This window comes from Coleofasciculus sp. E1-EBD-02, assembly GCF_040218245.1.
Taxonomy (GTDB): Bacteria; Cyanobacteriota; Cyanobacteriia; order Cyanobacteriales; family Coleofasciculaceae; genus Coleofasciculus.
The window spans coordinates 1-19907 of the sequence record NZ_JAVJQN010000025.1 but is presented as its reverse complement, the minus strand read 5'-3'; the positions used below and the strand labels follow the sequence as shown (position 1 = coordinate 19907).

Genomic DNA, 19907 nt, shown 5'->3' with positions numbered 1-19907 from the left:
ACTTTAACCAGTCAATCCTGGATTCCCAAGGTCGTGTAGTCAACACCTGGGCAGACGTACTCAACCGCGCCAACTTAGGATTTGAAGTTATGCACGAGCGCAACGCTCACAACTTCCCCTTAGACTTGGCGGCTGGTGAAGCTACCCCCGTAGCTCTGACTGCTCCTAGCATCAACAGCTAATTCTCTGAATCTGAATAGAGATTCGGTAAGTAGGGTGGGCAATGCCCACCCTACTGGCTTGGCAAGCTTAAAACGGTGGTCAAGTATTTTCTCAAACCCTTATGAGAGTAGGGATTCAGAAAAATTTTACCCACAACTTTAAGCTTGCCAGCCTACTACTAGCTCAAATAGCCGTCAATGGCAGCAACTCTATAGAGTAAAAACTGAGAGTTGTTCAACGAGTTCTTTCCTTCGCGGTTTATCTCCTTGAATCAAGCTGTAAAGATAAGTGCCAATGGCTTTTGCTAATCCAACAGGTACAGCATTGCCAATTTGTTTATATTTTTCAAATTTTCGGGTAAATATATCCAGTTTTGTCCGGATTTGAGGAGTCTCAAATACTTTAAGCGCTTTTCTGAGTAAGGAGTAAACTCTGGATTTTGTTCAACTAAATTTGTTAACGCATCTCGTAAAGTACGCCACTTGGGTAAATCTCTACCGCCTTGAGAATGGGTAGCCAAAGGAAATGCAATAGATTCACTATCTCTCTCTGGAACCAATAAACACAACACGCTCTCTATTTTTGGGAACCCCATAATCGGCAGCTTCTAAAAGGTTGTACACCACGTTGTATCCAAGTTTGTGCATTTCTGCTAGTACCACCTTAAGGGCTGCACCTCTCATTTCGTCCGGTTCTAAAGGTGGATAATCTGCGCCCCGTTGGTTAATGGGTCGGTGACGAATAGCAGCAGAAAGTAACCCTTTTACATTCTCCATAACGAAAAATCGGGGTTGAATGTCTCGAACAATACGGACAAACTCCATAAATAAACTGCCACGAGGGTCTAAGACTGAAGCCCTTTTTCCTGCTGTACTAAAAGGCTGACAAGGTGCGCCACCTACTACCAAATCCACCTCATTCGGGCGTAATGCTCTCCCTTTACTTAAAACTCGACCTCCCTCTAAAAGTAAATCTTGGGTACTGATTGTTTCAATTGCTCTGGGGATAGCACTTTCATGAAGATAGGGTCGGTTAAGGGTTATTGTTTTTACCGAATCACGGTCTTTCTCAACCACGCTTACGGTATGAAATCCGGCTAGTTCTAAACCTAAGTCTAAACCAAAAGCTCCTGAAAACAGAGAAATAGAAATAGCTTTGCCATCGATCACGGCTGTCGCTCCTACGCTAAATTACCCTTTACGCCTTATAGTCTCCCTGAGTGCTTTGTCGTTGTCGTTATTGTATTGTAATAGTTTCAGGCATTTTTTTCAGGGGTATTTGATCAGACATGATATTAGTAGGGGTTTCAACCATTTTTTTGTCTATTAGCTTGTGCGGAGGCGGCTCAGGCTGACATATTTCTCTCTACTGATGATCGCCTGCTAAAAAATGCTATCCGACACCAAGACGCTTTAAAAGTAGCAGTAAGCAACCCTGTTATTTGGTTAATGAATTTATGGAAATCCTAAGTAAAAGGAGAAATTAATTATGACACCATTGGAGTTAAGAGAAAAGGGTTATCAGATTTTGGTTAGCTATTTGGGACAAGTCGATACGATTCGCTTTTTACAACAAATGGGATGGGGAAATGGTAACTATACTCAAGAAAGAGGAGAAATCCTTGACTCTGGAACGCGGGAGGAATTTTTGCAAGATTTGCAGAGGATTAGAGAGAGAAAATAATTAGGGCTTGCTGAATTTTTTCGGATTTCTAACCGTTCATTCTGACGCTCAGTATGATCATCAGATTAATACCTAGTATATTCGGGTCTTCCGGACTTAGTATGCTAAACTATCATTTTTAATTTAAATGCAGAACGGATTACTGCAAAAAACTCTACTCACTATTATTGAGTTAGACTTCTAATTTAAAAATTAATCTCTTGAATTTCAGCGGCTGAAACTATTTTAAATTGCTGGCTACTTTCATGAAAAGGCAATAACAAATTTCTTAGAGATTTTTTTATCTTCTCATAAAATATTTCGTTTTTTTGTATAATGTTGTTTCGTATTAAAAAATCAATTTTGATTAGATTTGAACCTCCTTTAAAGTCATCTGTATAACGCAATCTGTCTGCTACTTCTTGAGCAGATAGTAAAAAAAAATTCTCAATAGAATTATCGTTGAATTGAGGTTTCCAAAATGGCATTTCTGTACGAGATAAGTCTAAGTCGTAGCAAAATAAAATCTGAAATTTAATACCTCCATATTGACGCATTAAGTAGGAAACAAACCCCTTATATACTGCTTTCTCAGCGAGGTATTTAGGCATAGAGCATTCTTCCCAGGCTTCTTTAATTAATGCCTGCCTTGGTGAAACTCCAGCTTCTACAGCACCACCTATTATTGGATCTAGCTTTCCAGGATATTGATGAATTGGTTTTTTCAGAGATCTTTGTGCAATCCACATGCTGAGTGACCCATCTTTACTTCTTGTAAAGCAATTCAACATTACTCCAAATGTTACAATCCCAAATGGAGATGTAGCATTCCGGTCAATCTCAAATAATCCTGAAGATTGAAGAATAGTATTCGCATCATTCTCAGTACTCAATATTTCTGAAACTCGGTTTAGTGGAAATACAGATAAATTCTCTCCTCTCAATGGCGGTATAATATTATACTTTTTATGAAGAATTGAAGCAACTTCTTTTATAAGAAAAAACAGTTCTCTAGAACCTATATTTGGATTAACTAATATATGTGTATCTAAAACAATAAAAACATCTTTGCAGTCCTCTTTTAAGAAGTGTAAAATATTTTTTTGGACAGCGCCTATAACAACATTTTGATAATACAGTGGAATTACCATTGAAGGATTCACGTTATTATGTTTGGCTATGTGTTCCAGGAGCTTCATATGAGTCGATAAGAAGAGTATTGTAAAAAAAATACCAAAAATCTGTTACTAAGTACAATCCGAAGCTATTTCCCTAAGAGGATCAACACTGATAACCCAGATAACCCATCGCACAGTTTGATATGCCTACCACCCAAATCGCGAGGGGCTGCGGCTTCAACTGAAGTTACCCCAACCAAAAAATCAAAACTGCCTCACCGTGCGGCTTTCCGCGATTTTTTAGCCGCCCTACATGGGTACAAATCTTGAGGGGGTTGAGTCCTCTTATTTCCCGTTATGTGGTATAATGGCAGCCATGAAACAAAGGCTTTATGCCAAGCAGCATAGATTGTGACAAGGACTTGTTTCGACTTCGTGAACACGACTGGACGGTAAGCCTTTCTACTGTTTACGGTAGAGAGCGAGTTGAGTTAAACCCAGGTAACTACCAGAGAGAAAAACTCAAAGGGAGGAACCCGACTTCGTCTCAACTTTGTAAGCACCGCGACGGTCAGTTCTACCTGCATATTCAGATAAAGGACACCCCTCCCGATCCCAAAAATACTGATAAGGGAGCTGCGTAAAAATAAAATACCAGTGAGGAAAGCTGTATTCATCAACTCAGCCAAGCTTGATTGGTATATTATTAAGCCGCAAGTCTCTAAGGTGATTGGTATCGATTCCAAGAGAACAGATTAAATCTAAAACACTATCATTTCAGTTTTGAGAGGGTTTGAATGAATTTATCACCAGTCTTCACTAAGCTAGTAAATAATTTGGAAGCATTACCAGGGTTTCCAAACTCAAAACAGATTTTGTTGAGATGGACAGATGAGTCTTTAGAGTTAGTTGATGAGATAAGCGAAAGTTTAACCTTAAATCAACTTTACAATGAGCTAAAAGCTTATGTTTTACCACCTAATAAGTTGCCTCTATGTCTTACCAGAAAACCGTTTGCTAATTTAGATTTTGAACTTATTAATATTTTAATAAAGTATACCTTAGAATATCCAGAAAAAGTGGGACGATTGACAGATATAATACGTGCGCTAGCAGGTTTTAAGAGAGTAAAGCCAGCTAAGTTCATTATTGTAGAAGCGCACATAGACTTAACAATAGTTGATGAGAATTTGATAAATGCGCTTCTCAGGCTAGGCTTTGAGTTTGATAACTTTGCAAAAATCCAGCCGGAAAAGTATAAATATCATTTCACTCTCGAGTACTGCATTAATCCAGAAAGGAGTCATCGGGCTAGGGCACTATTTGAGTTAACAACTGAACGTAGTGAAGAAGCAGCAACCCTCATTCAAAACCATCCTCATGCTGACGGGTACGTGGAAACTGAGGTGTACAGTCACAAAGATGATAAAAGATATCGCTTTAGACCCATGACCAAAGAAGGGCTGCAACATTTCCCTTTCAACTCTGAATCGTTTAGAATCTCTGAACTGCCTTTAAGTGTATCCGATGCTCAGCACAAAGGTCTTCCACTTGATATTCACCGAGTAGCTGACATTCACGTTAAGCTGCCTTCTCATCTAAACTATGAAAGCTTTAAAGAATTAGAGTCGAAAGAGATGGATTTACTAAAAGATAAACTGAAGTCTTGTGGCTTCTACGAAATAATGTCAGAGAGTGCTAATTACATTTATACTGCTCATTTTTACAATACTTTAGAATCAAAAGATGTATTTACAAAACTTGTGCAATTTACCGAAAATTGGGGAGGATTTACTGGGGTAAGTAGGGAAATTTGTACAAAAATGTGGAGAAAACAAAGTGTAGAAGAAAATCAAATTATATTAGCTGAAGCTCCCCCTTTACTTTCCGTGAAGTAGCAAAACAAAGTACCAATTCCTTGAGCTACTAACTCATTGTGACAGATTAACGTTCAAATGTAATACTGAATGTTTTTATAGCGTTTTTCAATTGGGTGAGGTACAATAGCAGCAGTGTGTAAACCAGTTGATAAAATCTTGTTCTGTCACTTGACTATAAGCTTGAACTAGGGCTTCTTCTAAAACTCGATAAGTTCTAGCTCCCCAAGAGCGAAGACTCGATTTTACTTTTGACCAAAAGTTTTCAATTGGAGAAAAATCCGGGGAATAGGGTGGTAGGTATATATAGCGGTTCTCGCTTGCGTGAGGTACATTTTTAGGGATGAAACCCTTACTGGGCAAGCATTGGTTGTACCTCATCCACTTGAGAAAGGCTATAGCCTAATGAAATTAGCAAAAAAATCAGTAGGTAGAATTTTAATTTAAATTGTTAGAAAAATGCTGTTGTCTAAAACTTCATTCCATACTGCATCTTTTTTCAGCATTAAAAGCTCATACGGTTTGCAATTCACTATCTCTTTGAATAATTCCCCATGCTGAACTATAAGTTCAGTTTTTAGAGATGTGTAGGGCAAGTTAACTCCATGCGACTTTATCGAGAGTTGATTGAGGTAAACTAGGTCGGTGACTACACCAGATTTTAGTTTTCGTGTAAACCAATTAAAGAAGAGTTCATTTATAATCTTTAGTAATTCGTTGGCTATACTTATGTAGTTTTCACTGAATAATTTAGGGTATATATTCCTAACAATAAATGCTTGATCGTGCAGCTTTTCAGGTAGTGCTATTAGCCGATTCGTCATATCATTAGGTAGGAGTTCGTAAGGAAGTTTTGCTGCGAAAATTGCGGCAATATCTATGTCTTGAAGTAGAGTATTATTCCATTCATTATGTAAAGCGATTGTAGTATTCTCTGTGCAGCTATAAATACTTGGCTGTAGTCTTGAAATATCTAATATTTTTTGGTAAAGATTAAATTCTATACTACCTGGCTCATACTCTCTTAGTCGATTATCTTGGAACTCTTCTAATGAATACGCATCAGCTATAATTCTAATTATTCCTGTATCAAATATGTCTCGATAGTAGTCAATCACTTTACGGCATATCGAAGATTGATAATAAGATACAGCCGGAACAAAAACTTGGTCTGCAAAGAGTATAGCTAGACGAGTAGCTGCTTGGCATTCTTGGCGTATAGCCTGCTGTATTTTTGGTTTTAGACGTTCATATCCTATCATTTGCAATACGTAGTGATCGAGGTAATGGAGAGTAAGATTTCTCTGGGATGTCAAAATAGAGCCACTGTCAGAGTTTACAGCTCTCTTATCCCTTTTCAACTGAGTTCCTGATGAGTTGAAGCCATCTATAGCATTACCCCAGTTTTGACCCAGTTGAGGAACGATAGCATTATCAAATTTAGGACGTGTTTGCAAACTAGAGTATATGAAAGTTTGAGTACTCAAATTGAGGAATTCTCGTCGTTTCATCGTCTCTTCTACTTCAGCTTCTGTTAAATCCACATAGTTTGTCATCTGTGTTTGAGAAAACGGAGATGATGCTTGCTCAAGCTGTTGTTGCCAGTACTGGCACTTGGTAATAGCAAGTTGAATAAACTCTCGGTCTTCTGTAGATAAGTTGTAATCGAGCTGGATAAGGTATTCTAAAAAGACAACTAATCCTCTTCTTTCTGAACCATTAAATGTCACATAGATTTGTGAAAGCTGAACTAAAAGACTAATCAAAAACTTAGTCAAAGGTTTATCTAGCTGAATTGAACCACAAGACTTTTCTAAACCACAAAAGACCAAAAAGTTACTGCGATCATCAGCCGTCTGGAGTAGTGAACTCCTCGATAGAATTTGCTGAAGCTGGGCTTTTTCCTGGAAGTTAAGAAAGTCCATAGTTAGCCATCAGGATTCCTCTGTTGCCTGCACCCTACTGTTCAAAAAGTGTTTCTAAAGCTGTCAATTCCGCCTCTGTCTCTGCCTCAACGGCTGGCAAAGGTCGCTGCATGATGGAATAGAGCGATCGCTTTTGCACTGTTACCCCTTGTAAGCCAATTTCACGCAGATGATCGCGAATTTTCAGAACCATGTTTCGGCGATCAGCCTTTGTCAAATCAGGACTGCGAAAAATTGTTGCCTTTATCGCAGGAAAGAGGATAGCTTTTACCTTTTTATATTCACCTTTAAACACAGCATCCTGAGCCTGGTAAACCAATTCCTTTATCTGGGTCAACGATTCCCAATCTTGAGCTGCACGCTTTTCTATACGGAATAGCATATAGCTATAGCCTTCAAGCGGTTTACCATCGCGCACAAACACCTTAGTTTTTCCCGGAGATCCCACCTTCAGGCTGTCATTCGTCACACATAGATTATCGGGATTAATCTGGTCTTCCTCAGCCAAGATAGCAACGAAATAACCTGGCTTGAAGTCATTATCTCCTCCACCACCAGCAGCCGAAAAAGTTTGTTGATACCCCAACTCTAACTGACCTTCCCCAGCACCAATTAAGTCTTCAATCCCGCGATAGACAGGTTCTGCTAACTTCACCACGGTTGAGAGTTCTGGTACTGGCAGTAACTCGGAAAACCGCCCCATCGTTTTGATAAATTTGCCAATGGGGTCACTATTTACCATACTGAACAATCCAGCTTGTAACTCCACCAAACCATCGTTATAAGGAAACAGGGGGGTCAACGGATAGTTACATTGAATGACTTTATTTAGATTGTCTTTCGATAGTTCTTGCAGGTGTCCTGGTTCCGCCAGATAGGGAATCGTAACCAACTGACCGCCATGATTGAAGCGAATCGCGGCATGAACGACAGGATACCGTTCCCTAAACCAATCCACATCTCTAGCTAAACGCATCTCAACTAACCACAAACGACAGTAGGCTTCCCCCGCGTTTATTGGTGTGGTATCGTAATCTACATCAATCCGATACTCCGGTAAGAAAAGGGCTTGATATTTCGGCGAGTCTCGCCTGAAGGTTTCTGAGAAGTTTTGCCAAAAGCTCATTAATCACTTCCTTGCCAATATCAAGATAATGAAGTTTGAATGTGTTTCCAGAAAGCGCGAAGAGGAACACCAGATGTAGTTCCTGGCTCAAGCGAACGACCCGCACGCCCTATACCCAGGTTTCCCCGATGAATAGCCACTAATTGCCAATCCCGATTAAAAATTGGCGCACCAGATGAACCCTCATCGGTACTGATGTTGTGGTCGATGTACTCCTCTCCGACTTGCACAATCTGACCCAAGCCAGAAATTACAATATGCTGTCCCCGTGGATGGTGAATCAGACGAATTTCCTGACTACTATCTAGTATGGCATTGATGCAGTTAGTTATCCGTTGTCTCGGCTCACCTTTGACTTTGAGCAAAGCGTAATCGAGTTGATTAGAGCGTATCGCCGTATCCAGATCGAGTTCAAAGACATCTGAGTCTAAGGAGTAGCTCCCGAATGTGTAGTTAAAACGTACCCAGGCTTCTTGCACCTGACTTTTGCTAAAAATGTGGTTACAGGTGAGCAGCAGATTCTTGCCGATTAGAACACCAGTACCAATACCTTGTCCTTTGGGGGACTCAATTCTGCCAACTGCATTACGAGCTGCTAAAGCCTTAAAATTTTCCTGTCCCTGCTCAACTAATCGGGTGAATAAAGCAACATCTTGATCAGCTAGTCCATAGAGCGGAGCGAGTTCGCATAGGTACTTGAGTAAACTCACCATCGGGTGATAATCCAAGCGCCGATTAGAGATGGGATAAATTTTAAACGCTGCGACTAACGCTGGAGCAAATTTAGTGGGTGTTGCACCCAGTTTCAGATTGCTGAGAAGAGCAATATCGACACCAGCGCTCTCCAGAACCTCTTGGCGCTCACTGGCATCGTTAACCTTAAGAGCAAATTGGTTTAGCGCCAACATTAAAGGTGTAACATCTTTCTGCTCTAAAAATAATTCAGGATTCATAATACTTTCATCTGTCCAGCTTAAATTTGAGTCGGCAAATTGAGATAAGTCTTCCTAGAAACTCTTCAAGTTGTACAGGTTCCATAAACTACATCTCAATTATTCTGTAGACTACTCTTCGTACATAGAAACCAACTTAGACGAGATTCTGTTCTCCATGAAACAGCATCAAGACAGCAGTATCAAATATGATTAAATTATTGAGTAGTGTCCTTATTCAGTTATAAAACATTCCCAGGTTCTGCCTGGAAACTAGGGAGGCAGAGCCTGGGAACGAGGGAGGGAAGAATATCTCTAGTGGCAATGGTGCGTTACGCTACGCTAACGCACCCTACAGATAGAGGCGTTGCGTAAGTCCTAAACCAGCGAGATTACTGACGCCACACTTCATCAACAACATCCCCGGATGAACCCACTAATTGGATATGCAAGGGCATTTGACCAAACGCATGAGTCGAACAGCTTAAGCAGGGGTCAAAGGCGCGAATTCCGGCTTCAACTCGGTTTAATAACCCTTCAGGTATTTCATTCCCGTGGATGTAATGTTTGGCAATTTGTGCCACGGTTTTGTTCATCGCCAAGTTATTTTGACCCGTGGCAATAATCATGTTGACTTTCTTGATAATGCCATTTTCATCCACATTATAGTGGTGGAACAATGTACCTCTGGGCGCTTCACTGACACCAATGCCTTCTAAATTGTTAATTCCGGCTTCAGCACGAGTGCGTTTGGAGACAATATCCGGATCATTTACTAATTGTTCAATCCGTTCTAAAGCCGCCAGAATTTCCACTAAGCGGGCATAGTGATAGAAGAACGACGAGGTGGCTACACCGCCTGCGCGATCGCGAAATTCTTGTAACTCCCGATCCGCTGCTTCCGTTCCCATGCGATCGCAGATATTCAGTCGGGCTAATGGACCCACCCGATAAATCCCATCCGGGTATCCTAAAGGTTTATAGTAGGGGAATTTCAGATAAGACCAGGGTTCAACGGCTTCACCCATAAAGTCTTGATAATCATCCTCACTGAGTCCATCAGCTACCATATTCCCTTCACTATCTTTGAAGCGAAGATGACCATCATAATGTTCCCAGACTCCATCTTTACCGACTAACCCCATAAACAGGGAGGGGAACAAACCAAAGGTTTCTACCTCGGTGGAAAACTTATCCAATAACTGCTTAAACAAGCCCAGCGCCGTATCGAGAGTCGCGCGGGATTCCGGTAAGCGATCGCGTATCCAAGCCCGCCCCTCTTCCGATAAAGGCGATCTTACACCCCCAGGAACCGCCCAAGCTGGGTGAATCTTCTTCGCCCCCAACAGTTCGATCACCGTTTGACCAAACTGGCGTAAGCGAATCCCACTGCGGGCTAGATCCGGATCAGCCGCAATTAAGCCAAACACATTCCGAGTCGCCGGATCACTATCCCAACCCAGTAAAAAGTCAGGACTACTCAGATGGAAAAACGACAGGGCGTGAGACTGGGTAATTTGTCCCAAATTCATCATCCGCCGCAATTTCTCACCCGCAGGCGGAACCTTCACCGCTTGAATTTTATCCCCCGTTTTTGCCGACGCCAGTAAATGACTCACCGGACAAATCCCACAAATTCGGGCAGTAATCCCCGCCATTTCCCACATCGGGCGTCCTTCACAGAACTTTTCAAAGCCCCGGAATTCCACCACATGAAATCGGGCATCTTCCACTTCTCCAGCATCATCCAGAAAGATAGAAATTTTCGCGTGTCCTTCAATACGAGTAACCGGATCAATAACAACTGTTTTAGCCATAACTTTTTTTGTCCTTCGTCCTTTGTCCTTTGTCCTTTGTCCTTTGTCCTTTGTCCTTTGTCCTACTCACTTCGCGAGAAGCAAGCTACGTCCTTTGTCCTTTTTATGCTGTAGGGGCGCAAGGCTTGCGCCCGATTTAATCCTAAAATCTATATCACCAATGACCAATGACCAATGACCAATGACCAATGACCAATGACCAATGACCAATGACCAATGACTATCCAAACTTAATCATTTCCCGTCCTTCCATCACAGGTTGTTCACCCCGCAGTAAGGGTTCAACAGTGGCTTGAATGCGATCGGCTGAGGGGGGACATCCCGGCATAAATAAATCAACTTGAACCACTTCATGTACAGGGCATACCCGATCTAATAATTCCGGTACAATTCCTGGAAAATTAGGTAACTGATTATTCGCATCCCCCAATTCCAAATAACAACGCTTGAGAACAGGTTCAGTTCCTCCCAGCATATTTCGCATAGCGGGAACATTCGCAGTTACAGCACAATCCCCAAAGGAAATCAATAACTTTGTCCGTTCTCTGACTTTACGAATTAACTCTAAATTTTCCTCATTGGCTACCGCGCCTTCGACTAAACAAACATCAACATTTTCGGGATAGTCTTTCAGGTCAGAACCGACTGGACTATACACCACATCGACGTGTTTAGCCAGTTCAAGCAGCCATTCATCCAGATCCAGAAATGACATATGACAGCCTGAACAACCTGCCAACCATACTGTTGCTAATTTTATCTTTGCCATGCTTAATGTTTCCCTCAATTAATGATGTGATGATTAGAGAGTGGTCATTTGTCCTTTGTCATTTGTCAGGGAATAGGGAATGGGGAATAGGCAATAGGTAAGGTAGATTTTTGTGTTAACTTCCCCATCTCCCCCATCTCCCCTATCTTCCCCATCTTCCCCATCTTCCCTATCTCCCTAATTCCCATCACCGCGTCCATTGTTTGTCTTCGCGTGCGGTAACCAGAAACTCCAATTTAGTTTTATCGCGTTCCATTTCTGCCACGGTAGACCCTTTCCGGAAAATCGAACCCGTGGGACAAGCATCCACACACTTTCCGCAAGAGGTACAAGCCTCCACCTCAGACCAAGGCTGATCCAATCCTGTAATCACACGAGAAGCAGCACCGCGATTTGCCACATCCCAAACGTGAGCGCCTTCAATTTCATCACAAACCCGCACACAACGAGTACACATAATGCAACGGTTGTGATCAATGCCGAAGCGATCGTGGGAGACATCAATCTCCCGATTCGGGAAGCGGTAGGGGAAACGAGAGTGATCCATTCCCACTTCAATCGCCACATCTTGCAATTCACAATGACCATTCGCCACACAAACAGCACAGACATGATTGCCTTCTGCAAACAGCATCTCCACAATCATACGGCGATACTCTTGCAGTTGTTCGCTGTGAGTGGAAATCTTCATCCCTTCTGCAACCTGGGTAACACAAGCCGGTAACAGCTTATTAATCCCAGCAATTTCCACTAAACACAATCGACAAGCGCCAACATCGGAAACGCCTTCGAGGTGACATAACGTCGGAATATGAACACCTGCTTCTTCTGCCGCTTTCAGAATCGTGGTTCCTTCTTCAACGGCAATATCAATACCATCAATCGTCAATGTTTTTACTGACATATCGTATTTTGTCCTTTGTCATTTGTCCTTGGTCATTTGTCATTCGCTAACAAATTGATGACTCAGGGCGGGTTTTGTTGTTCATTTATCGGTGGATATTTGAATTGAGTCCCTAAACCCGCCCCTACAATTGTCCCTAAACTCGCCCCTACAATTGTGAATCAACCTACCCATACTATTAACCCTTCGCGATCATCCCGGAAAGGCTTATGACTTCACCGCCACCTTTCCATTGGGGCTATCTTGCAACAGGGTCAGATATTCATCCCGGAAATAACGCAGCGTACTCATCACCGGATTCGGTGCGGTTTGACCTAAACCACATAAGCTGGTGGCTTTGACCATACCACAGAGTTGTTCTAATTTTTCCAGATCCGCCATTGTTGCTTGTCCATTGAGGATCTTGGTCAACATCTGATACATTTGCATCGTACCAGCGCGACAGGGAATGCATTTACCACAGGACTCACCGCGACAAAATTCCATGTAGAATTGCGCCACATCCACCATGCTGGTTTCCGTGTCCATGACAATCATGCCACCAGACCCCATCATTGTGCCTAATTTAATTAGGGAATCGTATTCAACCGGGGTGTCAAATAAATTAGCAGGTACACATCCCCCAGAAGGACCTCCCGTTTGCACCGCTTTCACTTCTCCCAAAGGCGTACCGCCGCCCATCTCTTCCACAATTTGACGCAGGCTGATCCCCATTGGCACTTCAATCAAGCCCGTGTTGCGGACTTTACCCGTCAGGGCAAATACTTTCGTTCCTTTGCTCTTTTCCGTACCGATACTGGAATACCAGTCTGCCCCCTCGCGGATAATCGCGGGAATATTGGCAAAGGTTTCCACATTATTAATCAGCGTCGGACATCCCCATAATCCCGACTGGGCGGGGTAGGGAGGGCGAGGACGCGGCATTCCTCGTCCCCCTTCCACCGAAGCAATGAGGGCAGTTTCTTCACCGCAGACAAAGGCACCGGCACCGACGCGGATATCAATTTTAAAGTCAAAGGGAGAATCAAAGATCTGAGATCCCATCAACCCATATTTCTTGGCTTGGGTAATCGCTTTTTGCAGGTGTTTAATCGCCAACGGATATTCCGCCCGCACATAAATATAGCCATGATTCGCACCAACCGCATAACCTGCGATCGCCATCCCTTCAATAATCCGATGGGGGTCACTTTCTAAGACCGATCGATCCATAAATGCACCAGGATCTCCCTCGTCGGCATTACAGATCACATACTTCTGATCCCCAGGCATCTTCGCCACAGTTGCCCACTTCAATCCCGTTGGATAACCACCGCCGCCGCGTCCGCGTAATCCACTTTGAGTAATTTCATCCACCACCTCTTCGGGGGTCATGTCGTGGAGAACTTTATACAGGTTTTGATACCCACCAACGGCAATATATTCCTCAATCCGTTCTGGGTTAATTTTGCCACTGTTTTCCAAAACAATCGGCTGTTGCAACGTAAAAAATGGATGCTGAGGATCGAGGGGAATTAAGCCATCCGAATCATCTTTACTTCCCCCATTCATCGCCGCCACAATTGCGGGAGCCTGTTCAGGTGTCACCTGTTCATAAAGAAGTCCCTTCGACTCAATTTCCACCAAGGGACCTCGACCACAAAATTTCATGCACCCTACGCTACAGACTTCCACAGTATTGTGTAAATCCGTCGCTTTGAGGGCATCCTCTAAATTCTTTTTCACTTGCTCAGAGTTCGAGGACGCACAGCCCGCCGCCGTACAACAATGAACCCGAATCGGTTTCCGACTTGCCTGTTCTTTTTCGGCAATTTCCAGAATTTCAGCTAGTTCCATAGGGTTATTCCTTAATAATAAATCCTGAGTCCTTCCCCTTATGCATCAATCCAATGACATCAGACTATTCCAGCCATTCTTTGACATTTTCCATGATTGATTCTGGGGTTTGTTTCCCCATCACCTTGCCATCAAAAACAGCAGCGGGTGCTAAACCACAAGCCCCGATACAACGGGCGGTTACCAGAGACATCTTGCCATCAGCGGTTGTCTCGCCTTGCTGAACATGGGCATCTTCCGCTAGCTTATCCAGCAGCACCCCCGCCCCTTTGACATAACAGGCTGTTCCTAAGCAAACGACGCAAGTATGCGCCCCACTGGGTTTAAGGGAAAATAAATGATAAAACGTTGCCACACCGTAGACACGACTGAGGGGAAGTTTGAGTCCGCGTGCAACGTAGATGAGGACATCTTCTTCTAAGTAACCAAAGGCTTCCTGTGCCTTATGGAGAACTTCAATTAAAGCATCTGGACGATTCTGCGCCCGTTTCATGGTGATGTCTAACACTTTAAAGCGTTTGTCACCACTGGGATGTTCTTTCTTCTTCGCTTTAGTTTTTTCCGAGACAGCCTTTTCTGCGCTGGCTGATGACATAATCTTCACTCCTCTTTACTTGTTAATGGGTTGGACTAAGGTAGGTTGATTTCGAGTTATCGTTCAAATGACAAATGACGAATGACGAATGACAAATAACCAACCTACCCCAGCCAAGGATTACATAGCCGGAACAGCAGGTTGGGTATCGGATTTAATATTGCTATCACCGATCGCACCATTGCCGTTGACGGTTTCGACATCAGGAACCTCGCCTAAGTCGCCGTGATAGGCTTTGGTGAGGATTTCCTTGAGATCTTCAATCAAGGGGTAGCGGGGGTTTGCGCCAGTACACTGATCATCGAATGCCTGATCTGCAACTTCATCCAGCTTGGCGAAGAATTCCGCTTCACTTTCCTTAATCACATCCTTAAGCGCCGCCGGAATCCCCACCTGACGCTTGAGTTCCTCAATCGCCCCAACTAGCCGATTGATTTTCTCCTCTTCGGTATCGCCACCCAAATGCAGGTAATCAGCAATCCGAGAATAGCGCCATTTGGCATTGGGATACTTGTATTGGGAGAATGTCGCCTGCTTAAAGGGTGCATCCGTGGCGTTATAGCGAATAACATGGGAAATTAACATGGCATTCGCTAACCCGTGGGGGACATGGAAAATAGCCCCTAATTGGTGTGCCATGGAGTGACAAATTCCCAGGAAACTATTGGCAAATGCCATCCCTGCCATTGTGGCGGCATAGTGCATTTTCTCCCGCGCCTTGGGATCATGGGCACCATTTTTGTATGCCGAAGGCAGGTATTTAAAGATTAGGCGAATTGCCTCTAGTGCCAACCCATTGGTATATTCACTAGCTAACACCGAGACATAAGCTTCTAAAGCGTGAGTCAAGGCATCGACGCCCCCGAATGCGGTGAGACTCTTGGGCATATTCAGGACTAATTCGGGGTCTACGATCGCCATATTTGGCGTCAAGGCATAGTCTGCCAAGGGATACTTAATATCATTGCGGCGATCGGTTACCACAGCAAAGGGGGTAACTTCTGAACCCGTTCCCGATGTCGTGGGAATTGCTACCATCATCGCTTTCTCACCCAAGGGGGGCAGTTCATACACCCGTTTGCGGATATCCATGAACCGCATCGCTAACCCCTCAAATTCAATCTCTGGATGCTCATACATCAGCCACATAATTTTGGCAGCATCCATGGGCGAACCCCCACCCAAGGCGATAATCACATCGGGTTTGAAGGTGTTCATCAATGTTAACCCCCGGTGTACGGTTTCTAAGGAGGGGTCTGGCTCTACGTCATAGAAGATATCGTATTTGAGACCAATTTCAGCCAAAACATCTTCGACGCTAGCCGTCATTCCTAGATCGTAAATGGGTTTGTCGGTGACGATAAACGCCCGTTCTTTCCCGGCTAACTCCCGCAGGGCGATGGGTAGAGACCCATACTTAAAGTACACCTTGGGCGGTATCCGGAACCACAACATATTTTCCCGCCGTTCCGCGATCGTTTTCACGTTTAGCAGGTGTTCGGGTCCCACATTTTGACTGATGGAGTTTCCACCCCAAGTACCACAACCCAGCGTCAACGAGGGATCAAGGCGGAAGTTGTAAATATCCCCGATCGCACCTTGGGAGGAGGGGGTATTAATCAAGACGCGAGACGCCTGAACTTGGTCTTCAAACTGTTTAATATGGTCAGCATTGGCTGGATTGGTATACAGCACCGCCGTATGTCCGCGTCCGCCAAATTCCACTAACTGTCCGGCTTTGTCTACCGCATCCTCAAAGTTTTTAGCCCGATACATTGCCAGAACGGGGGAGAGTTTCTCGAAAGAAAAGGGTTCTTCGATGCCAATCCCTTCCACTTCCCCAATAATCACCCGGGTTTGTTCCGGTAACGAAAATCCGCCTAATTCGGCTAACGTCTCAACGGGTTGACCGACAATTTCGGCATTTAATCGCCCATTGACAATAATTTTACTCCCCAGTTTTTCCCGTTCTTCTGGCTTCAAGAAGTAAGCGCCGCGATTAATAAATTCTTGGCGCACCTCCTCGTAAACATTATCCAAGACAATCACCGACTGCTCACTGGCGCAGATCATGCCATTGTCAAAGGTTTTACTCAGAATAATCGAAGACACCGCCATTTTAATGTGGGCGCTGGAGTCAATCACCGCTGGCGTGTTTCCTGCACCAACACCGAGAGACGGATGACCCGAAGAATAGGCGGCTTTCACCATTCCCGGACCCCCTGTCGCCAGAATCAGCTTCACATCGGGGTGCTGCATTAAGGCTTGGGAAAGGGGAACCGTGGGTTCATCAATCCAGCCGATAATATGCTCGGGTGCGCCAGCCGCTACCGCCGCTTCTAACACCACTTTTGCCGCTTCCAGCGTGCATTGTTTGGCACGGGGATGAGGGGAGAAAATAATCCCATTGCGGGTTTTCAGGGCAATCAATGCCTTAAAAATCGCCGTTGAGGTGGGGTTGGTGGTGGGGACGATCCCGGCTAAAACACCAACAGGTTCGGCAATTTTCTGGAAGCCGAAGGATTTGTCCTCTTCGACAACACCACAGGTTTTGTCGTGTTTGTACTTGTTGTAGATCATTTCCGAGGCAAAGTGGTTTTTAATCACCTTGTCCTCAACCACTCCCATTGCCGTTTCACTAACGGCTAATTTTGCCAGAGGAATACGGGCTGCATTAGCCGCGAGTGCCGCTTTTTTAAAGATGGCATCGACCTGCTCTTGCGTGTAGCCAGCGTATTGGGTTTGAGCGTTTTTAACCCGTTGAATTAATTCTTCGAGTTCCTGATGGTTTGTGACTTTGATCATGTTAGTTGCAGTAAGTCTCGTCATGCGTATTGATTACAGTCCTCACACCCACTTTTGATTTTGTTCTTGTTATTACTCGCTCGTGTAGGAATCGGGCAGGTTTCCCGGCTAAAGCGACTAAGTTTCTCCTTAAGTCGTCACCGAGATAAGTCCTATCTCCGGTTGTTTATAATCTGTGGTCTTAAGCGAAGTCCAAGGCATATTTTCCTGTCCTTTGTCCTAACCTATCGTCTGTTCTGATTACCGTTTCATCGCTGGCAATAGTATCGACTCCAGTATAAAGTGGGCGGGGAAAGCGAAAAATCTCCTAATAGGAATACTCACATCTGATCCTCCTAATTCCCTAGGATGATTAACCCGATGATCAACAAGCAAACAGTTCCTCCAAATGCAGTATAGATCAAGGATTCATGTCTAGGGTAGTCCTAGGAATCTAAGAAATACTTTTTCCTCCCGTCACACCTACTATACTATCTCGAATGGGAGATTTGTAAACCAATAAATCCGTGATTTTTTTAAGATTGCGTTAGACTTAAGCCTCCTGAATTTTAGACTTTCTTAATAAACAACGTTTGAGTTGTTCAAACGCCAGACTAGCTTTTTTCAACCTGCCAAAACTGTTAACCATGAACCAAGTATCGGACAAGGCGGCTGCATGTCCTTAATAGCACTTGCCGTATCGGTTTGTCGATAGGGGAAGATGGCGTGAGGGGGAGATGGGGTGAGGGGTGAGGGGGAGAAGTTTTTATGATGAGTGAGACAGCCATACCCCTACTGATGCGACGGGGTTCCTCTATCTCCAGACGTAAACGTTGCAAACTTAAAATAAACTTAACACAATGAAATTATTCTTTTAATATTGATAGGCGATGACGACCACTGACGAACTAAAATCCCGACCCTTACCTCCCGGTGATTTCGGTTTACCGTTGATTGGGGAAACCATCCAGTTTTTCCGTGATCCCGACTTTGCCCAGAAGCGTCATCAAAAGTATGGGTCGATATTCAAGACAAAATTATTTGGACGTCCCACGGTGATGATTAGTGGTTCCGAGGCGAATCGCTTTGTCTTCACCCATGAGAACCAGTACTTTACCAGCACCTTCCCCCCCAGCACCAAAATACTCTTGGGACCTGCGTCTCTAGCGGTACAGGGCGGTTCAAACCATCTGCAACGACGCAAAATCCTCTCCCAAGCCTTTCAACCTAGGGCATTAGCGGGATATTTGACCGCGATGGCAGAGATTGCCCAGGGTTATCTACATAAATGGGAGCATCTGGGTACATTTACATGGTATACAGAATTAAGAAAGTTGACCTTTGATATCGCCTGCAAATTGTTGGTGGGACTAGACGCTGCCTCAGAAACGAATCTGGGACAATGGTTTGAAGAGTGGTGTAAAGGGTTGTTTAGCATCGCCTTACCCTTACCGTGGACAAAATTTGGTCGTGCGTTGCATTGCCGCAAGCAGCTATTAAACCAGATTGAACAGATTATCCGCCAACGCCAACAATCCGGCGACCTGGGTCAAGATGCATTGGGACTGCTATTGCAAGCGCGGGATGAACAGGGTAATCGTCTGAGTTTAGAGGAACTCAAAGACCAAATTTTATTGTTACTCTTCGCGGGTCATGAAACGTTAACATCGGCACTGGCATCTACTTGTCTTCTCTTAGCCCAGCATCCCGATATTGTAGCCGCCATCCGCGCCGAACAACAGCAACTGAATCTGCAACATCCATGGACGATGGAGGATTTAAAGCAGATGACCTATCTCGAACAAGTCCTCAAGGAAGTCATGCGCCTGATTCCCCCCGTTGGCGGTGGGTTTCGGGAAGTGATTCAATCGTGCGAGTTGAAGGGCTATCAGCTACCAAAAGGATGGTCAGTTCAATATCAAATTAGCAGAACCCATCACGATAGTGATACTTATACGCAACCGGAACAATTTGACCCAGAACGGTTTAACCCAGAACGGGCGGAGGATAAGTCCAAACCCTTTAGTTATGTGCCCTTTGGTGGTGGGGTGCGCGAATGTTTAGGACGAGAGTTTGCCAAATTGGAGATGAAATTGTTTACCGCATTGTTAGTGCGCGATTATCAGTGGGAACTGCTTCCGGAACAGAATCTGGACATGGTTGTAGTACCGATACCCCATCCCCGCGATGGTTTGCGGGTTAAGTTTTGGCGGCGAGAGGCTGAAAATTAGGTCTTTGTCACATAGTCACGTAGGGTGGGTTAGGCGGGGCTTAAATTCAGGCGATAATGATTAATGAACTATCCGCCGTAACCCACCGATATGGGTTAGGCGGGGCTTAAATTCAGGCGATAATGATTAATGAACTATCCGCCGTAACCCACCGATAAGGGATAGGCGG

The 19907-nt window shown here is 44.1% G+C and carries 15 protein-coding genes and 3 pseudogenes; 5 read left to right on the top strand and 13 right to left on the bottom strand.

Annotated features, from left to right (window positions below):
* Positions 1 to 182, top strand: a pseudogene (locus tag RIC07_RS04540) (photosystem II q(b) protein); the annotation flags it as partial.
* Positions 183 to 371: 189 nt separating this feature from the next.
* Here the strand turns inward: RIC07_RS04540 and RIC07_RS04535 are convergent.
* Positions 372 to 1331: pseudogene (locus tag RIC07_RS04535) on the bottom strand (DNA cytosine methyltransferase).
* A 319-nt stretch (positions 1332 to 1650) separates the two neighbouring features.
* Here RIC07_RS04535 and RIC07_RS04530 point away from each other — a divergent pair.
* Positions 1651 to 1845, top strand: a complete 195-nt coding sequence (locus RIC07_RS04530; protein WP_446393471.1) for a hypothetical protein — start codon at positions 1651 to 1653, stop codon at positions 1843 to 1845.
* 185 nt (positions 1846 to 2030) lie between these two features.
* Here the strand turns inward: RIC07_RS04530 and RIC07_RS04525 are convergent, their stop codons facing one another.
* Positions 2031 to 2975 carry an NUDIX hydrolase gene (locus RIC07_RS04525; protein WP_446393470.1) on the bottom strand — a complete coding sequence of 315 codons (945 nt, stop codon included), beginning with the start codon at positions 2973 to 2975 and terminating at the stop codon, positions 2031 to 2033.
* Positions 2976 to 3325: 350 nt separating this feature from the next.
* On the opposite strand from RIC07_RS04525, the pseudogene RIC07_RS04520 reads away from it, so the two are divergent.
* A pseudogene (locus RIC07_RS04520) lies at positions 3326 to 3571 on the top strand (RNA-guided endonuclease InsQ/TnpB family protein); the annotation flags it as partial.
* A gap of 168 nt (positions 3572 to 3739) precedes the next feature.
* Entirely contained in the window at positions 3740 to 4840 is a 1101-nt protein-coding gene (locus RIC07_RS04515) for a hypothetical protein (protein ID WP_446393469.1), read from the top strand.
* An 87-nt stretch (positions 4841 to 4927) separates the two neighbouring features.
* On the opposite strand, the gene RIC07_RS04510 is transcribed toward RIC07_RS04515, so the two are convergent.
* The 11 genes from RIC07_RS04510 to adhE all read right to left on the bottom strand — a co-directional run bounded on the left by RIC07_RS04510 (position 4928) and on the right by adhE (position 17528).
* Complete coding sequence (locus tag RIC07_RS04510) at positions 4928 to 5200, bottom strand: transposase (protein WP_446393468.1); 273 nt, start codon at positions 5198 to 5200, stop codon at positions 4928 to 4930.
* A gap of 62 nt (positions 5201 to 5262) precedes the next feature.
* Complete coding sequence (locus RIC07_RS04505) at positions 5263 to 6744, bottom strand: hypothetical protein (RefSeq protein WP_446393467.1); 1482 nt, start codon at positions 6742 to 6744, stop codon at positions 5263 to 5265.
* A gap of 34 nt (positions 6745 to 6778) precedes the next feature.
* The gene (locus RIC07_RS04500) at positions 6779 to 7870 is read right to left on the bottom strand and encodes a hypothetical protein (RefSeq protein ID WP_446393466.1); all 1092 of its coding nucleotides are present in this window, start codon (positions 7868 to 7870) and stop codon (positions 6779 to 6781) included.
* 20 nt (positions 7871 to 7890) lie between these two features.
* Positions 7891 to 8823 carry a trypsin-like peptidase domain-containing protein gene (locus tag RIC07_RS04495; RefSeq protein WP_446393465.1) on the bottom strand — a complete coding sequence of 311 codons (933 nt, stop codon included), beginning with the start codon at positions 8821 to 8823 and terminating at the stop codon, positions 7891 to 7893.
* Between the two features lie 371 nt (positions 8824 to 9194).
* Complete coding sequence (locus RIC07_RS04490) at positions 9195 to 10619, bottom strand: Ni/Fe hydrogenase subunit alpha (protein ID WP_446393464.1); 1425 nt, start codon at positions 10617 to 10619, stop codon at positions 9195 to 9197.
* Between the two features lie 66 nt (positions 10620 to 10685).
* Positions 10686 to 10847, bottom strand: coding sequence for a hypothetical protein (locus RIC07_RS04485; protein WP_446393463.1), 162 nt, complete (start codon positions 10845 to 10847; stop codon positions 10686 to 10688).
* Entirely contained in the window at positions 10840 to 11388 is a 549-nt protein-coding gene (locus tag RIC07_RS04480) for an NADH-quinone oxidoreductase subunit B family protein (protein WP_446393462.1), read from the bottom strand. The genes RIC07_RS04485 and RIC07_RS04480 overlap by 8 nt, the downstream gene beginning before the upstream one ends.
* A 187-nt stretch (positions 11389 to 11575) precedes the next feature.
* Complete coding sequence (gene hoxU / locus RIC07_RS04475; protein WP_446393461.1) at positions 11576 to 12292, bottom strand: bidirectional hydrogenase complex protein HoxU; 717 nt, start codon at positions 12290 to 12292, stop codon at positions 11576 to 11578.
* Between the two features lie 207 nt (positions 12293 to 12499).
* Positions 12500 to 14128, bottom strand: a complete 1629-nt coding sequence (gene nuoF / locus RIC07_RS04470; protein ID WP_446393460.1) for an NADH-quinone oxidoreductase subunit NuoF — start codon at positions 14126 to 14128, stop codon at positions 12500 to 12502.
* A gap of 64 nt (positions 14129 to 14192) precedes the next feature.
* Positions 14193 to 14723, bottom strand: coding sequence for a bidirectional hydrogenase complex protein HoxE (gene hoxE / locus RIC07_RS04465; protein WP_446393459.1), 531 nt, complete (start codon positions 14721 to 14723; stop codon positions 14193 to 14195).
* A 120-nt stretch (positions 14724 to 14843) separates the two neighbouring features.
* Positions 14844 to 17528 (bottom strand): bifunctional acetaldehyde-CoA/alcohol dehydrogenase, encoded by a 2685-nt coding sequence (adhE, locus tag RIC07_RS04460; protein WP_446393458.1) that lies wholly within the window; start codon positions 17526 to 17528, stop codon positions 14844 to 14846.
* Between the two features lie 869 nt (positions 17529 to 18397).
* On the opposite strand from adhE, the gene RIC07_RS04455 reads away from it, so the two are divergent.
* Positions 18398 to 19738: a cytochrome P450 gene (locus tag RIC07_RS04455; protein WP_446393457.1), complete on the top strand. Its 1341-nt coding sequence runs from the start codon at positions 18398 to 18400 to the stop codon at positions 19736 to 19738.
* The last annotated feature ends 169 nt before the right edge of the window (positions 19739 to 19907 follow it).

Coding starts and splice junctions, on each gene's coding strand:
- RIC07_RS04455 (WP_446393457.1), top strand. CDS start 18,398: ATGACGACCACTGACGAACTAAAATCCCGACCCTTACCTCCCGGTGAT.
- RIC07_RS04530 (WP_446393471.1), top strand. CDS start 1,651: ATGACACCATTGGAGTTAAGAGAAAAGGGTTATCAGATTTTGGTTAGC.
- RIC07_RS04500 (WP_446393466.1), bottom strand. CDS start 7,870: ATGAGCTTTTGGCAAAACTTCTCAGAAACCTTCAGGCGAGACTCGCCG.
- RIC07_RS04480 (WP_446393462.1), bottom strand. CDS start 11,388: ATGGCAAAGATAAAATTAGCAACAGTATGGTTGGCAGGTTGTTCAGGC.
- RIC07_RS04505 (WP_446393467.1), bottom strand. CDS start 6,744: ATGGACTTTCTTAACTTCCAGGAAAAAGCCCAGCTTCAGCAAATTCTA.
- hoxU (WP_446393461.1), bottom strand. CDS start 12,292: ATGTCAGTAAAAACATTGACGATTGATGGTATTGATATTGCCGTTGAA.
- RIC07_RS04490 (WP_446393464.1), bottom strand. CDS start 10,619: ATGGCTAAAACAGTTGTTATTGATCCGGTTACTCGTATTGAAGGACAC.
- RIC07_RS04515 (WP_446393469.1), top strand. CDS start 3,740: ATGAATTTATCACCAGTCTTCACTAAGCTAGTAAATAATTTGGAAGCA.
- RIC07_RS04525 (WP_446393470.1), bottom strand. CDS start 2,975: ATGGTAATTCCACTGTATTATCAAAATGTTGTTATAGGCGCTGTCCAA.
- RIC07_RS04510 (WP_446393468.1), bottom strand. CDS start 5,200: ATGAGGTACAACCAATGCTTGCCCAGTAAGGGTTTCATCCCTAAAAAT.
- hoxE (WP_446393459.1), bottom strand. CDS start 14,723: ATGTCATCAGCCAGCGCAGAAAAGGCTGTCTCGGAAAAAACTAAAGCG.
- RIC07_RS04495 (WP_446393465.1), bottom strand. CDS start 8,823: ATGAATCCTGAATTATTTTTAGAGCAGAAAGATGTTACACCTTTAATG.
- nuoF (WP_446393460.1), bottom strand. CDS start 14,128: ATGGAACTAGCTGAAATTCTGGAAATTGCCGAAAAAGAACAGGCAAGT.
- adhE (WP_446393458.1), bottom strand. CDS start 17,528: ATGATCAAAGTCACAAACCATCAGGAACTCGAAGAATTAATTCAACGG.